This window comes from Brevundimonas sp. (assembly GCF_965227765.1).
GTDB lineage: Bacteria > Pseudomonadota > Alphaproteobacteria > Caulobacterales > Caulobacteraceae > Brevundimonas.
The window spans coordinates 1,727,002-1,742,135 of record NZ_OZ245778.1 but is presented as its reverse complement, the minus strand read 5'-3'; the positions used below and the strand labels follow the sequence as shown (position 1 = coordinate 1,742,135).

The window sequence follows — 15,134 nt, the reverse complement described above, 5'->3', positions numbered from 1 at the left end:
CATATGACCGATACAACCGCATCGCGCGACGCCAAGACCCCCGGCACCCCCGCCGGCTCGGGTGGCGGCGGACGTCGCCCCTTCAATCGTCGCCGCAAGACCTGCCCGTTCACGGGTGAAGGCGCGCCGAAGATCGACTACAAGGATGTGAAGCTGCTGCAGCGTTACATCTCCGAACGCGGCAAGATCGTGCCCTCGCGCATCACCGCTGTTTCCCAGATCAAGCAACGCGAACTGGCCAAGGCCATCAAGCGCGCCCGCTATCTGGCCCTCCTGCCTTACGTGGTGAAATAAGATGAAGGTCGTTCTGCTCGAACGCGTCGAGAACCTCGGCGCCATCGGCGACGTCGTCACCGTCAAGGACGGCTTCGCCCGTAACTTCCTGCTGCCCCGTGAAAAGGCGCTGCGGGCAACCTCCAAGAACCTCGAGAAGTTCGAACTCGACCGCGTCGCCATCGAGGCCCGCAACGAGAAGAACAAGGGCGAGTCGCAGAAGATCGCCGACAAGATCGACGGTCAGTCCTACGTCATGATCCGCCAGGCTGGTGAAACCGGCCAGCTTTACGGATCGGTCGCAGGTCGCGACGTCGCCGAGGCCGTCCGTGCCGAAGGCGGCAAGGTCGAGCGCTCGCAGGTCGTGCTGCAATCGCCGATCAAGACCCTTGGCGTCCACGAAGTGCTGGTTCGCCTGCACGCCGAGGTCTCCGCCACGGTCAAGATCAACATCGCCCGCTCGGCTGACGAAGCTGAACGTCAGGCGAAGGGCGAGGACGTGATCAAGTCGGCCTACGACGAAGACCGCAATGCCGCTGCCGAACAGGCCAGCGACATGCGCGAAGGCGGCGCCGGTCAACAGGACGGCCTGGGCTCGGAAGCCTAAGCCTTTCACGATCGACGAAGACATCAGGGGCGCGCTCGCAAGGGCGCGCCCCTTTTGCGTGCCCCAGGCACGTACCCATTGAGCTTTTTCGGTCCGTCCACAGAGGGGCGAAGTTGCTAACGGTTTCCGCTGCGCCCGGGCCTGTCGCACGGCCCTGCGAAGGGTAGAGCGTTAACCCGATGAACGCCTTCGCCCCCTTCTCCGCCGAGTCCGTCGCGATCCCCTCGCTGCCCCACAACCTGGAGGCCGAGCAGGCGCTTCTGGGCGCGCTGATGTTCGACAACGCCATCTTCGAACGCCTGTCCGACCGACTGCGGGGCACGCACTTCTTCGAGCCCTTCCACCAGCGGCTCTATGACGCCGTAGAGGACCATATCCGCCAGGGGATGCTGGCCGAGCCCACCATCCTGATGGAGCGGTTCAAGCAGGACCCGGCCTTCGTGGAGTTCGGCGGCCTGCGTTATCTGGCCGACCTGATGGACCGCGCCCCTCCGGGCGCCAACGCCCCCGACTATGCCCGCGTCGTCTATGATCTGGCCCTGCGTCGCGACCTGATCCGCATCGGCGGCGACATCATCAAGGAGGCGCCGGATCCCGAGACGCCCGCCATCGACCAGATCGAGCAGGCGGAACTGACCCTGTATTCACTGGCCGAATCCGGCGCGCCTTCGTCGGGCTTCGTCAGCTTCTCCACCGCTCTGGCCGGCGCCGTCCAGATGGCGGGCGAGGCCTATCAGCGCGAAGGCAAGCTGGCCGGCCTGGCCACCCACCTCGACGACCTGGACAACAAGCTGGGCGGCATGCACCCGTCCGACCTTCTGATCCTCGCTGGACGCCCGTCGATGGGCAAGACGGCCCTGGCCACCAACATCGCCTTCAACGTGGCCCGCAACTATCGCTGGGAGCCGACCCCGGACGGACGCAAGACCGTCTCCGGCGGCGTGGTGGCCTTCTTCTCGCTGGAAATGAGCGCGGAACAGCTGGCCATGCGGATCCTGGCCGATGCGTCGGGCGTGTCCTCCGATAAGCTGCGCAAGGGCGAGATCGACGCCTCGGATTTCGGGCGCGTCCGCGACGCCGCCATCGAGATCGGCGAAAGCCCGCTCTACATCGACGCCACAGGCGGCCTGGCCATCTCTAAGCTGGCCGCCCGCGCGCGGCGCCTGAAGCGGATGGAACAGGGCCTGGACCTGATCATCGTCGACTACCTTCAGCTCATCACCGTGGGCGAGGGCAACGGCAACAAGAACCGGGTGCAGGAGGTTTCCGAGATCACCGGCGGCCTGAAGGCCCTGGCCAAGGAACTGAACGTCCCCATCATCGCCCTGTCGCAGTTGTCACGTCAGGTCGAGCAGCGCGAGGACAAGCGCCCGCAACTGTCCGACCTTCGCGAATCCGGCTCGATCGAGCAGGACGCCGACTGCGTCATGTTCGTGTACCGCGAAAGCTACTACCTGGGCCGGACCGAACCGCGCGAGGGATCGCCGGAACATATGCAGTGGCAGGAAGACATGGACCGGCTGCAGCATCAGGCCGAGGTCGTGATCGGCAAGCAGCGTCACGGCCCCATCGGCATCGTCAAACTCAGTTTCGACGCCGACACCACCCGCTTCGGCAACCTGGCCCACAGCGGCTATGGGAATTTCGCCGACATTCCAGAGTAGTAGCGGCGCATCAACTAAACAGAGAAAACCACGCGCCGATGGCTGCCGCCCAGGCCATCGGCGACAGACTCAGGCCCAGGGCCGTCCTTTCTCGCCTCAGGCCGTAAGCGATCCAGGCCAGCCCCGGCCCCGCCACCAAGACGATTGGAAAGGTCCAGATCGTCCAGAACAGCACCGAAGCGCCAACGGAGCGTTCGGCCCCCATCGCCATCAACGAAACCGCAGCCAGGGCGGCGCAGGGCGCGATGGCCAGCAGTGCGACGCCAGTCGCAAGGCAGAGCCAGACGAAGAGCCTTTTGTTGCGAGGAAGGCGGTGCAGATTGGCGGTCATCATTGCACCCTATTGTCCCTGCCCCCTTCCATCACAGAATTCTTGCGGCATAAGGCGAATATGTCTTCCCCTGCCCTGCTCTCCGTCGATCTGGACGCCCTCGCGCGCAACTTCCATGCGCTGGAGGCGCTGACGACTGCGCCGGTGAACCCGGTGGTCAAGGCCGACTCCTATGGCTTGGGGTCGGTCGCCTGCGTCACACGCCTGATGGCCGAAGGCGCGCGCACCTTCTTCGTCGCCCGCGCCGCCGAGGGGCTGGCCTTGCGCGCGGCTATCGGGCCCGAGCCGGTCATCTATGTTCTGGACGGCTGCGTCGGCCAGGACGCCGCCGATCTCAAGGCCGCCGACCTCCGCCCCGTGCTGAACCAACCAGCCCAGATGGCTGCGTGGCAGGCCGCCGGCGGCGGCGCCTGCGGCCTGCAGATCGACACCGGCATGAACAGGCTCGGATTCCGGCCCGAGGATGCACCCGAGCCGTTCGAAGGCCTGGCCCTGGTGATGAGCCACCTCGCCTGTGCGGATGAGCCGACCGAGCCCATGAACCGACGCCAGCGCGACGCCTTCGCCGCCGCGTCGCAACTCTATCCGAACGTGATCCGCTCATTCGCCAACTCCGGCGGCTGCTTCCTGGGAGCAGACTATGCGTTCGACGCCGTTCGGCCCGGCATCTGCCTTTATGGCGGCGGCCCCGAGGGACGTCCGCACGAGCGAATCGCCGCCGTCGCAACCCTGTCGGCCGAGATCCTGCAACTGCGCGACGCCCCTGCCGGCGAAACCGTGGGTTATTCACGCGGATACCTTGCTGAAACGACGCGGCGAATCGCCACCTGCGGCGCCGGCTATGCGGATGGCCTGCTGAGAACCTATAGCCCCAAGGGACAGGTCTGGATCGCGGGCCAGCTCCGACCCATCGTGGGGCGGGTGTCGATGGATGTTCACGCGGTCGACGTCACTGGCCTGGACGTCGCCCTGGGCGAAAGGGTCGAGCTGTTCGGGCCCAACCGGCTGCTGGACGACGCCGCCACGGCGGCGGGCACCATCGCCTATGAACTGATCACCTCCATCACCGCGCGTGTGCCGCGGCGTCATGTCGCCTCATAGGCGAAAACGACGCAACGGAACCCGACAAGGGCCAAGACCGCTTTACAACCGGCCCACAGGACGCCAAGAACCAAGCCACTGAACAAAGCGCCGCTCGTCAGTATGAGGCGGGCATCCAGGGAGACACTCGCGTATGGGTTCCAAACTCGCAGGCCCCGGCGGCCAAGGCGGCAAGACGATTTCGCAGAACGCTGACATCAACGTCACGCCGTTCGTCGACATCATGCTCGTGCTGCTGATCATCTTCATGGTGTCGGCGCCGCTCGCCACCGTTTCCATTCGTCTTGACCTGCCGCCCGCAACGCCGCCGCCCCCCGGCGCGCCGCCCAAGGAGCCGGTCTACATCTCCATCCAGGACTCGGGCTCGATCTTCATCGCCGACAAGCAGTCGTCGATCGAAACCCTGTCGGCAGATGTCTGCGCCGAAGTGGGCAACCCCACCGGTCTCGGCTGCACCGAGGAGCGCGTCTTCGTCCGCGCCCAGGCCGACGTCAGCTACAACCAGTTCATGGAAGTCATGAACGACCTTCAGACGCACGGCTTCCTGAAAGTCGGCCTTCTGAACGAAGACATCGAATAGGCTTTCGCCCATTCCCAGCGACAAGAGGCCGTGTCCCCCTGGGACGCGGCCTTTTTTCTGGTCTGTCATCCTCGCCTCTTCCGACACACGGCGGCGGCGCCTAGATGAAGCCCCTGCCTCCAGGAGCCCGCATGACCACCGACCAGCCCCATATCGTCGTCGACGGCGTCTCCATCCCCCTGCTCGGCTTCGGCACCTGGCAGTTGGAACCCGAGGACGCCACGCGGATGGTCGCTGAGGCTCTGCGCATCGGCTATCGCCACATCGACACCGCCTGGATCTACAAGAACGAGGCCGCCGTCGGTCAGGGCATCCGCGATTCCGGCGTGCCGCGCGACGAAATTTTCCTGACCACCAAGATCTGGGTCGAGCATTTCGATCGCGACGGCCTGCTGAGACAGGCGAAGGAGTCTGCCGACAGCCTGGGAACGACGCCGGACCTGCTGCTGCTGCACTGGCCTAAGCGCAAGCCGAGCTTCGAGGAAACCCTGGGCGCGCTGAACGAGGCCAGGGATCAAGGCCTGACCCGCAACATCGGCTTGTCCAACTTCCCGTCGAAGGAATTCCGTCAGGCCCAGGCCCTGTCGTCGGCCAAACTGCTGACCAATCAGGTCGAGCATCACCCCTATCTGGCCGTCGACGAGCTGAAACGGACGGCGGCGGACCTGGGCTCTTCGATCACCGCCTGGTCGCCCCTGGCCCAGGGCAAGATCGCCGACGACGCCACGATCGGCGAGATCGGCGAGACCCACGGCAAGTCGGCGGGGCAGGTCACCCTGCGCTGGCTGATCCAGCAGGACATCATCGCCATTCCGCGCACCACCAAGGTCAGCCGCGCCAGGGAAAGCTTCGACATCTTCGATTTCGCCCTGACAGCCGAGGAGATGGCGCGCATCGACGCCCTCAACCGCAACGAACGTCTGGGCGACTGGCTGGACGCGGACTTCCAATGGGATCAGGCTGGCTAGACTGAACGCAGGAGGTCTGAATGGGCGCCGTGCTTGAGTTTCCACAAGGTCCGCCCCGATACGCATCGGCGGGCCGCAGACTGAAGCGCTGGCGTGAGCAGCGCGGCGTGGCCATCGAGACCCTGGCCGCCGCCATCCACGCGCCCCCCGAGGTCATCCGCAGGGTAGAGGCCGGACGCAGTCGCCTAGACAGCGCCCAGCTTGCGGCTGCGACTGCAGCGCTGCACCTGCCGCTATGGGCCCTGGTGTCCGACACGCCGGCCTATTGATGAGCAGGCTGACGCGGGCATGGCGGCTGGTCTTCGCCGTCGTCGGCTGGGGCGCGCTGGTGTTCCAGTTCTGGCTGATGGCGGCTGGCCAGACCGGCTGGCCCCTGGTCGAGCGAGTGGTCAACTATTTCAGCTTTTTCACCATCCTGACGAACCTTCTGGTCGCCCTGGCCCTGACCGGACCGCTGCTGACGAACAATCGGCGTCTGGCGCGATGGAGCGCCAGCGAAGGGGTTCGGGCGTCGGTGGCGATGTATATCGTCGTCGTCGGCCTGATCTATCACTTCATCCTGGCGGCGCACTGGAACCCGACCGGGGGCACGCTGATCGCCAACATCCTGCTGCACTATGTCATGCCGATCGCCTTCCTGGTCGACTGGCTGGCCTTCACGCCCAAGGGGCGGCTGCGATGGGGCGATCCGGTAAAATGGCTGTTGTATCCCGCCCTCTACGGCGGCTGGACGGTTGTCCACGGCGTCACGACCCACTGGTGGCCCTATGGCTTCATCAATGTGGATGAGATCGGCTGGGTGGGATTCGCCGTCAGCGCCCTGGCGACAGCGATGTTTTTCCTGCTGGTCGGACTGGCCATCGTCACGCTGGATCGCACCTTCGGGCGTCGCCATCGGCGTGACTTGAAGGCCGGAGCCGCCTAAGCGTCATCGACCGACGACGCCGATCCCAGAGTATTCCATGGCCTACAAATCCCTGCGCGACTTCATGGCCATTCTTGAGGCCGAGGGCGAGTTGGTGCGGGTGTCCGAACCCGTCTCCACCCATCTGGAGATGACCGAGATCCAGACCCGGCTGTTGCGCAACGGCGGCCCGGCGGTCCTGTTCGAAAAGCCCGTCATGCCCGACGGCTCGATCAGCCCCATCCCCTGCCTGGCCAACCTGTTCGGCACCGTCAAGCGCGTCGCCATGGGCGTCACCATGGAGAAGAAGACCCGCACCACCGCCGCAGAACTGCGCGAGGTCGGCGAGCTTCTGGCCTTCCTGAGAAACCCCACCCCGCCGCGCGGCCTGGGTGACGCGATAGAAATGCTGCCCCTGATGCAGACCGTCATGGCCATGCGCCCCAGGGTGGTGAAGACCGCCCCCGTGCAGCAGGTCGTGCTCAAGGGCGACCAGATCGACCTCGGCGCCCTGCCCGTTCAGGGCTGCTGGCCCGGCGAGCCTGCCCCTCTGATCACCTGGGGTCTGGTCGTGACCAAGGGCCCGTCGGACGACCGCGAGGACGACTTCAACCTGGGCATCTATCGGATGCAGGTTCTGGGCAAGGACAGGGCCATCATGCGCTGGCTGGCCCACCGCGGCGGCGCCCAGCACTATGCGCGCCACAAGAAGGCTGGAAAGCGCGAGCCTCTGCCCTGCGCCGTCGTGCTGGGGGCCGATCCCGGCACCATCCTGGCCGCAGTGACCCCGGTGCCCGACACCTTGTCGGAGTATCAGTTCGCCGGTCTGCTGCGCGGCCAGAAGGCCGAACTGGTCCCCTGCAAGACCGTGCCCCTGATGGTCCCGGCCAATGCCGAGATCGTGCTGGAAGGCCACGTCCTGCTGGATGAGTTCGAGGACGAAGGCCCCTACGGCGATCACACCGGCTATTACAACTCGGTCGAGAAGTTCCCGGTCTTCAAGGTCACGGCCATCACCATGCGCCGCGATCCCATCTATCTGACCACCTTCACCGGCCGCCCGCCGGACGAGCCCTCGGTGCTGGGCGAGGCGCTGAACGAGGTCTTCATCCCCCTGCTGCGTCAGCAGTTCCCCGAGATCACCGACTTCTGGCTGCCGCCCGAGGGGTGCAGCTATCGCATCGCCGTGGTGTCGATGAAGAAGGCCTATCCGGGCCACGCCAAGCGGGTGATGTTGGGCGTCTGGAGCTATCTGCGCCAGTTCATGTACACCAAGTGGGTCATCGTCGTGGACGACGACATCGACGCCCGCGACTGGAAACAGGTCATGTGGGCCATCGCCACCAAGATGGACCCGGCCCGCGACATCACCGTGATCGAGTCGACCCCCATCGACTACCTCGACTTCGCCTCGCCCGAGAGCGGCCTGGGTTCCAAGATCGGTCTGGACGCCACCGACAAGTGGGAGCCCGAGACCAAGCGCGAATGGGGCGAGGAAATCCGCATGGACGAGGCCGTGGTCGAACGGGTCAACGATCTGTGGGACCGTTTGGGATTGCCGGGTGACGGGGCGCCGATCTGGAAGACCTGAAAGAGGCTCGGTCACACGCTTCGTTAAGCGTGTTCGCGGACTCTATGGCCCGTGAGTCTCGCCCGCGCAGAACCTGATTTCAGCGAACCTGAGCCCCCGTGGTGGGAGCAGGCGGTGGTGATCGCCATCATCGTCATGCTGACGGGCGCCCTGATCGGCCCCGTGTTTGCGCCGTTGCAGCAAGAGACGCCGCTGCTGAGACTGATCTGGCTGCCGGTCTATGCGGTGACGCTGGGGCTGCTGGCCCTCCGCGCTGACCAGGTCATCCGGGCCTGGCCCGCCCTGATCATTCTGGGCCTGCTGGTGCTGCATGCCTATGCCTCGAAATACTGGTCGATCGACCCCGGAGTGACCACGCGGCGGACCATCGCCCTTCTGATGTCCAGCCTCTTCGCCATCTACCTGGGCGCAGTCTTCCGGGGGAAGCATCTGGCGCGGGTGCTGATGCTGTCGGGCCTGATCATGGGACTGGGCAGTCTGGTGATGGTGTTCGGCTTCCCCAGGATCGGCATCCACCAGTACGACAACGCCGGCCTGTGGCGGGGCCTCTGGTACGAGAAGAACCAGATGGGGCTGGTGATGACGGCGGGCGCCGTAGCCGCCGCCGCCTGCCTGGCGTCACAGGACCCCAGGCGCTTGCTGCCCGCCGCGACCCTGGCGGTCTCGACCCTGCTGGTGCTGGCGACCCAGTCCAAGACCTCCCTGCTCTGTCTGGTGCTGGGCGTCGGCATCGTGGCGGCGCTGTGGGCCATGCGAAAGGGCGGACCGGCCATGGCCGTGGTCTGCATCTGGTTCGGCGTGGTCCTGACCGCCATCTGCCTCTATGTCTTCATCACCGAGCCGGCCATCGTGCTCAAGGCCCTGGGCAAGGATCCGTCCCTGACCGGGCGTACCGACATCTGGGCCGCCCTGATGCGTCGCGTCGCCGATCACCCCTGGACCGGCTTCGGATACCAGGCCTTCTGGGGCCGCGACTCCATTCCCGCCGAGTTCATCCGGCGCGAGACCCAGTGGCCCGTGCCCTCGGCGCACAACGGCTGGATCGACCTGCTGGTCCAGTTGGGCTGGCCCGGAGCCATCTCGGTCGGGCTGACGGTATTTGCGGCCTTTGCGACCACCCTGTTCCGCATTCCGGTCGCCGGCGCGCGCGAGGGCTATTTCGGCATGGCCTATTTCGCCGTCTTCCTGCTGCTCAGCCTGTCCGAGAGCGTGCTGCTGACCAACGCCAACCTGCCCTGGACCCTTTTGCTGGCGATTCTGGCGCGCGGGCTGATGCCGGATCCGGAACCCAAGGCCAAGCTTGCCCCGGAACGCAGCCGGGCCTACCTGACGCGACCCCGAATCGCCTCACAGTACGCCCATGGCTCCCGCCGATCTGTTCTCCTTCGATGACGACCAACCGCAGACGCCCCAACCGGCGGCTGCCCATGCCGCTGCGCCTGTCGCAACGGCGCCCGGTTCAGCGGCTCCGATAGCGGCCCCGACGCCCGCTCCGGCGGCTCCGCCCATCGAGGCGGCAAGGCCGGGATCGACGCCGTCTGCTGCGCCCGTGGCGGGCAACTACTCCGCCTCCTCCATCGAGGTGCTGGAAGGGCTGGAGCCCGTCCGCAAACGCCCCGGCATGTATATCGGCGGCACCGACGAGCGGGCGCTGCACCATCTGTTCGCCGAAGTCCTCGACAATGCGATGGACGAGGCCGTGGCCCGCCACGCCAAGCTGATCACCGTCGATCTGGACGCCGACGGCTTCCTGTCGGTCAAGGACGACGGACGCGGCATCCCGGTCGATCCGCACCCCAAGCATCCGGGCAAGTCGGCGCTGGAAGTCGTCATGACCGTGCTGCACTCGGGCGGCAAATTCTCTGGCAAGGCCTATGAGACCTCGGGCGGCCTGCACGGCGTCGGGGTCTCTGTCGTCAACGCCCTGTCGGACGTTCTGGACGTCACTGTCTGGCGCGACGGCTTCGAGTGGAAGCAGTCGTTCAGCCGCGGCATCCCGCAAGGCTCCATCGCCCAGGTCCAGCCGTCGAAGAAGAAGGGCACCCTGATCCGCTTCCACCCGGACGCGGAAATCTTCGGCGTGGGCGCGGCGTTCAAGCCTGCCCGCCTGTTCCGCATGACGCGGTCCAAGGCCTATCTGTTCCGCGGCGTCGAGATCAAATGGACCTGCGCGGCCGAGCGGATCACCGACGCCACGCCGACGACCGCCACCTTCCACTTCCCTAACGGCCTGGCCGACGCCCTGAACGAGCGCGTCGGAGAGCTGGAAACCGTCACGCCCGCCTTCTCTGGCAGGGTCGAGCGCAAGGGCGAGGCGGGCGCGGTCGAATGGGCCGTGACCTGGTCGCCCATCGGCTTTGGCGAGGCTGACGGCTTCGTCCAATCCTATTGCAACACCGTCTCGACCCCCGATGGCGGGACGCACGAGGCCGGCTTCCGCGCCGCCCTGGTCAAGGGGCTGAAAGCTTACGGCGAGCTGAGCAACGAGAAGCGGGCGACCCAGATCACGGCCGAAGACGTCATCGCCAACGCCGGGGCCATGATCAGCGTCTTCATCCGCAATCCTGAGTTCCAGGGCCAGACCAAGGACCGGCTGTCCTCGCCCGAGGGCCAACGTCTGGTCGAGGCCCTGCTGCGCGACCCGCTGGACCACTGGCTGACCGAGAGCCCCAAACAGGCCAACACCCTGCTGGGCTTCGTCATCGACCGAGCCGAGGACCGCCTGCGCCGCCGCAAGGACAAGGAGGTCCAGCGCGCCCAGGCCACCCGCAAGCTGCGCCTGCCCGGCAAGCTGTCGGACTGCTCGCGCAACTCGGCCAACGGCACCGAACTGTTCATCGTCGAAGGCGATTCGGCCGGCGGCTCGGCCAAGCAGGCGCGCGACCGCACGACCCAGGCCATCCTGCCCCTGCGCGGCAAGATCCTGAACGTCGCCTCGGCCACTGCCGACAAGCTGCGGGCCAATATCGAACTGTCGGACCTGACCCTGGCCCTAGGCGTCACGCCGGGACCGCGTTTCGATATCGAACAGCTGCGTTACGAACGCATCGTCATCATGACCGACGCCGACGTGGACGGCGCCCACATCGCCGCCCTGCTGATCACCTTCTTCTATCGCTCCATGCCCGAGGTGATCCGCCAGGGTCGCCTATTCATGGCCCTGCCCCCCCTCTATCGCCTGTCCAGCGGGGCCCTGTCGGACTACGCCCGCGACGAGGCGCACCGCGAAGAGCTGATGAAGACCACCTTCAAGGGCAAGAAGGTCGAGCTGGGCCGGTTCAAGGGCCTGGGCGAGATGATGGCCTCCCAGCTGAAGGAGACCACCATGGATCCCAAGAAGCGGACCCTGGCCCGCGTCACCCTGCCCGAGAGCGAGGACGAGATCGAGGATCTGGTCGAGCGCCTGATGGGCAAGAAGGCCGACGCCCGTTTCCGGTTCATTCAGGACAACGCCCAGTTCGCCGTGGCTGATCTGGACGTCTGACGGGAACTCAAGACCCGGCGACGGCGCTAAGCCATCCTGTTCCAGGATGCTGACGCCATGCCCCAGACCCTAGACGCCAGCGCGTTCGACACGCCCCGCATCCTGCTGGCCGGGACAGTCGACTACGCCATGTACGACCGATTTCGCGACCAGTTCGCCGCCGCGCCGGACAGCGGCCTGGTGGTGATCGAGCTTTCGACCCTGGGCGGCGATCCCGAGGTGGCGCGCATGATGGGCGAGGATGTCCGCTTCCAGAGCGACATCAATCCGGAGCGCCGCGTGGTCTTCCTCGGCAAGGCGGCGATCTATTCGGCCGGCGCGACCTTCATGAGCTTTTTCGCGCGTCAGAACCGATATCTGACCCGGGGCACGCGCCTGATGATCCACGAGCGCAAGATGGACAAGACCCTGCACATCGTCGGGCCGTTGACCACTTGCGTCGCCTCGGTGAAGGCGCTGCTGAACGAGTTGGAACAATCGATCGCCATCCAGAACGAGGGGTTCTCGAACCTGATCTGCGGCTCCCAGGTGTCCATGGAAGAGGTGCTCGAGCGGGCGCCCTCGAACTGGTATCTGGAGGCCCGGGAGGCGCAGGCCCTGGGCCTTATAGAGGGCGTGATCTAGACGACGCACCCGCGCTGCAAACGCTTCGGAATACTTGACTATTTCGAAGGGGCTTCTATATGCGGGCCAAGTTCGGGACAGGTCTGGCGAATTCGCGCCGCCCGCTCGCCCACCGAGGGGCGGTTCCGCGCATCGCACACGCACTCACGATGGGTGCGCCATCTGTTCCCAAGGATCCATGACAGAATTCGCACAACTGGGCCTTTCGCCCACGACCCTGCAAGCGGTCGCCGATACCGGCTATACGACCGCCACCCCCATTCAGGCTCAGGCCATTCCGGTCGCCCTCGCGGGTCGCGACGTGCTCGGCATCGCCCAGACCGGCACGGGCAAGACCGCCGCCTTCACCCTGCCCCTTATCGACCGCCTGTCCAAGGGCCGCGCTCGGGCGCGTATGCCCCGCGCCCTGGTCCTGGCTCCGACCCGCGAACTGGCTGACCAGGTCGCCATGTCTTTCGAGAAATACGCCAAGGGCACCAAGCTGAGCTGGGTGCTGCTCATCGGCGGCGTCTCCATGGGCGACCAGGTCGCCGCCCTGAACAAGGGCGTCGACGTTCTGATCGCCACGCCGGGTCGCCTGCTGGACCTGTTCGAACGCGGCAAGATGCTGCTGACCGGCGTTGAACTGATGGTGGTCGACGAAGCCGACCGCATGCTGGACATGGGCTTCATCCCCGACATCGAGCGCATCTTCAAACTGACCCCGCCCAAGCGCCAGACCCTGTTCTTCTCGGCGACCATGCCGCCCGAGATCACGCGGCTGACGACCCAGTTCCTGAAGGACCCGACCCGCATCGAGGCCTCGCGCCCCGCCATGACGGCCGAGACCATCACACAGTATCTGGTCCGCATTCCGACCAGCGATCCCAAGGCCAAGCGCGCCGCTCTGCGCGCCCTCGTCGGACGTGACGACGTCAAGAACGGCATCGTCTTCTGCAATCGCAAATCCGAAGTCGATGTCGTCGCCAAGTCCCTGAAACAGCACGGTTTCGATGCCGCGCCTATCCACGGCGACCTCGACCAGTCCCTGCGCACCAAGACCTTGGCGGACTTCCGCTCGGGCGCGCTGAAGATCCTAGTGGCCTCTGACGTCGCCGCGCGCGGCCTCGACATTCCCGACGTCAGCCACGTCTTCAACTACGATGTCTCGCACCACGCCGACGACTATGTTCACCGCATCGGCAGGACCGGCCGCGCGGGCAAGCTGGGTCAGGCCTTCATGCTGGTGACCCCGGCCGACGACAAGGGCCTGGATAAGGTCTTGAAGCTGATCAAGATGGATCCGCAGGAACTGGTTCTGGACATCGACTGGTCTGGCGCCGGCGGGTCCGCACCTCGCCGCGAAGCCTCTGAGGCCAAGGGCCGTGGCGCCGCCGGGCGCGGCGCGTCCAGCCGAAGCCGGTCGGCCCGTTCCGACGATACTCCGCGCGAAACAGAGGTCGAAGCCGTCGCTGACACCGCACCGGCCGAAACCGCCGCCAAACCGAAGCCCGTCGAAGCCGCCGCCCCGGAAGGCGAAGCCACGGCTCGCCGGACTCGCAGCCGCCGGTCGCCACGCTCCAAGGCCGAGACCACTACGATCAGTGTGCCCGCCGCAGCGCCCGACAGCCCGCCCGTGATCGCCGAGCCTCAGCCCGAGCCGGCTGTCGTAGCAGCGACCGCTTCGCCCCGCCGGGCAGCCGAGCCTCAGTTGCGCCAGGCCGACCGTCGTCCCGGCGGAAAGAACGAGCGCGAGCTTGAACCCGCCCGTGAGGGCAAGGGTTTCGGCGACGACATCCCTGCGTTCCTGCGCCGGCCGATCACGCGCAGAAGCTGAACTCGGTCGGTCGTTTCACGTTTGCGCGCCGCGTTTAACCCGGCGTTACGGATCGTGGCATAGCTTGCACCCGTTACGGCGTCAGAACAGACGCCGGTCGGGGACTTCGAATGACTACCCAGGTGGAAACCAAGCTCAGAGGCCCGGACGCCTTCGTGTTGGCGCGCCGCGCCCTGACCGAAATGGAATCCGCGGGCATCTGGCCGACTCCGCTGAACTTCGAACTTTGGCTGCACTATCTTGGCGATCCCGAAGGCGCCCTGGCGCGCGAGATCACCCGTCTGCTGGACGCCAGCGACGCCTTCACCGAAGGCACGGCGGAAATGCTGGCGGCCGAATATCTGCCTCGCGGCCGCCTTTCCGAAGAAATCCGCGACGCCGGCGCCGTGCTGAACCGCGAACTGACCAGCGTGTCGGACGCCATCGCCGCCGCCCAGAAATCCCAGGCCGCCTATGGCGTGACCCTGGCCGACGCCTCGGCCAACATGACCAAGGCTGACGCGCCGGCGAACCTGCAACAGGTGGTCAACGGCCTGACCGTCGCCACGTCCAAGGTGCAGCGCGAGAACGCCACCCTGGAGCGCCGCCTGGAAAGCTCGACCAAGGAAGTCGCCCGCCTGCGCGAGCACCTGGAACAGGTGCGCCGGGATGCGATGACGGACGCCCTGACCAACCTGGCCAACCGCAAGGCGTTCGACGAGGAACTGCTGCGCGCCTGTGACCAGGCCGACAAGGACCATAGCGACCTTACCCTGGCGGTCCTCGATATCGACCACTTCAAACGGTTCAACGACACCTGGGGCCACCAGACCGGCGACCAGGTGCTGCGCTACGTCGCCAGCGTTATCGGCCGCATTTCCAAGGCGCCGCGCGTCGCCGCCCGTTATGGCGGCGAGGAGTTCGCCATCATCTTCCCGGGCGAATCCGCCACCGTGGTCGAGGAGGCTTTGAACGCCATCCGCGTCGAAATCGGCTCACGCGCCCTGCGCCGCCGCTCGACCAACGACGAACTGGGCGCTGTGACCCTGTCGGCCGGCATCGCCCAGTTCCGCATGGGCGAGACCGGCTCCAGCCTGCTGGACCGCGCCGACGAAGCGCTCTACGCCGCCAAACGCGCCGGCCGAAACCAGGTCTGCAACGCAGAATCCATGGCCGCGGCCGCGTAAGAAGACCTGGGCGACTCCGACGCGC

The 15,134-nt window shown here is 66.1% G+C and carries 15 protein-coding genes; 14 read left to right on the top strand and 1 reads right to left on the bottom strand.

Going from position 1 to position 15,134, the window contains the following annotated elements:
• The first annotated feature begins 3 nt into the window (after positions 1 to 3).
• The 3 genes from rpsR to ACO05L_RS08360 all read left to right on the top strand — a co-directional run bounded on the left by rpsR (position 4) and on the right by ACO05L_RS08360 (position 2,544).
• A complete protein-coding gene (gene rpsR, locus ACO05L_RS08370) occupies positions 4 to 294 on the top strand; it encodes a 30S ribosomal protein S18 (protein WP_421728725.1) in 291 nt (96 codons plus the stop codon).
• Between the two features lies 1 nt (position 295).
• Complete coding sequence (rplI, locus tag ACO05L_RS08365; protein WP_421728724.1) at positions 296 to 880, top strand: 50S ribosomal protein L9; 585 nt, start codon at positions 296 to 298, stop codon at positions 878 to 880.
• Between the two features lie 179 nt (positions 881 to 1,059).
• Positions 1,060 to 2,544, top strand: coding sequence for a replicative DNA helicase (locus ACO05L_RS08360; RefSeq protein ID WP_421728723.1), 1,485 nt, complete (start codon positions 1,060 to 1,062; stop codon positions 2,542 to 2,544).
• Between the two features lie 10 nt (positions 2,545 to 2,554).
• Here ACO05L_RS08360 and ACO05L_RS08355 read toward each other — a convergent pair whose 3' ends face one another.
• Positions 2,555 to 2,878 carry a hypothetical protein gene (locus ACO05L_RS08355; protein ID WP_421728722.1) on the bottom strand — a complete coding sequence of 108 codons (324 nt, stop codon included), beginning with the start codon at positions 2,876 to 2,878 and terminating at the stop codon, positions 2,555 to 2,557.
• 57 nt (positions 2,879 to 2,935) lie between these two features.
• On the opposite strand from ACO05L_RS08355, the gene alr reads away from it, so the two are divergent.
• The 11 genes from alr to ACO05L_RS08300 all read left to right on the top strand — a co-directional run bounded on the left by alr (position 2,936) and on the right by ACO05L_RS08300 (position 15,109).
• Positions 2,936 to 3,976 (top strand): alanine racemase, encoded by a 1,041-nt coding sequence (alr, locus tag ACO05L_RS08350; protein WP_421728721.1) that lies wholly within the window; start codon positions 2,936 to 2,938, stop codon positions 3,974 to 3,976.
• Between the two features lie 133 nt (positions 3,977 to 4,109).
• Positions 4,110 to 4,556 carry a biopolymer transporter ExbD gene (locus ACO05L_RS08345; RefSeq protein ID WP_421728720.1) on the top strand — a complete coding sequence of 149 codons (447 nt, stop codon included), beginning with the start codon at positions 4,110 to 4,112 and terminating at the stop codon, positions 4,554 to 4,556.
• A 131-nt stretch (positions 4,557 to 4,687) separates the two neighbouring features.
• Positions 4,688 to 5,524 (top strand): aldo/keto reductase, encoded by an 837-nt coding sequence (locus ACO05L_RS08340; RefSeq protein ID WP_421728719.1) that lies wholly within the window; start codon positions 4,688 to 4,690, stop codon positions 5,522 to 5,524.
• 20 nt (positions 5,525 to 5,544) lie between these two features.
• Positions 5,545 to 5,793, top strand: coding sequence for a helix-turn-helix domain-containing protein (locus tag ACO05L_RS08335; RefSeq protein WP_421728718.1), 249 nt, complete (start codon positions 5,545 to 5,547; stop codon positions 5,791 to 5,793).
• Positions 5,793 to 6,449, top strand: a complete 657-nt coding sequence (locus ACO05L_RS08330) for a Pr6Pr family membrane protein (protein WP_421728717.1) — start codon at positions 5,793 to 5,795, stop codon at positions 6,447 to 6,449. The genes ACO05L_RS08335 and ACO05L_RS08330 overlap by 1 nt, the downstream gene beginning before the upstream one ends.
• 37 nt (positions 6,450 to 6,486) lie before the next feature.
• Entirely contained in the window at positions 6,487 to 8,019 is a 1,533-nt protein-coding gene (locus ACO05L_RS08325; RefSeq protein ID WP_421728716.1) for a UbiD family decarboxylase, read from the top strand.
• Between the two features lie 51 nt (positions 8,020 to 8,070).
• Positions 8,071 to 9,411, top strand: a complete 1,341-nt coding sequence (locus ACO05L_RS08320; RefSeq protein ID WP_421728715.1) for an O-antigen ligase family protein — start codon at positions 8,071 to 8,073, stop codon at positions 9,409 to 9,411.
• Positions 9,380 to 11,503, top strand: a complete 2,124-nt coding sequence (gene parE / locus ACO05L_RS08315) for a DNA topoisomerase IV subunit B (RefSeq protein WP_421728714.1) — start codon at positions 9,380 to 9,382, stop codon at positions 11,501 to 11,503. The genes ACO05L_RS08320 and parE overlap by 32 nt, the downstream gene beginning before the upstream one ends.
• Before the next feature lie 57 nt (positions 11,504 to 11,560).
• Complete coding sequence (locus ACO05L_RS08310; RefSeq protein ID WP_421728713.1) at positions 11,561 to 12,127, top strand: peptidase S14; 567 nt, start codon at positions 11,561 to 11,563, stop codon at positions 12,125 to 12,127.
• A gap of 178 nt (positions 12,128 to 12,305) precedes the next feature.
• Complete coding sequence (locus ACO05L_RS08305; protein WP_421728712.1) at positions 12,306 to 13,943, top strand: DEAD/DEAH box helicase; 1,638 nt, start codon at positions 12,306 to 12,308, stop codon at positions 13,941 to 13,943.
• A 110-nt stretch (positions 13,944 to 14,053) separates the two neighbouring features.
• A complete protein-coding gene (locus ACO05L_RS08300) occupies positions 14,054 to 15,109 on the top strand; it encodes a diguanylate cyclase domain-containing protein (protein ID WP_421728711.1) in 1,056 nt (351 codons plus the stop codon).
• Positions 15,110 to 15,134: the final 25 nt, after the last annotated feature.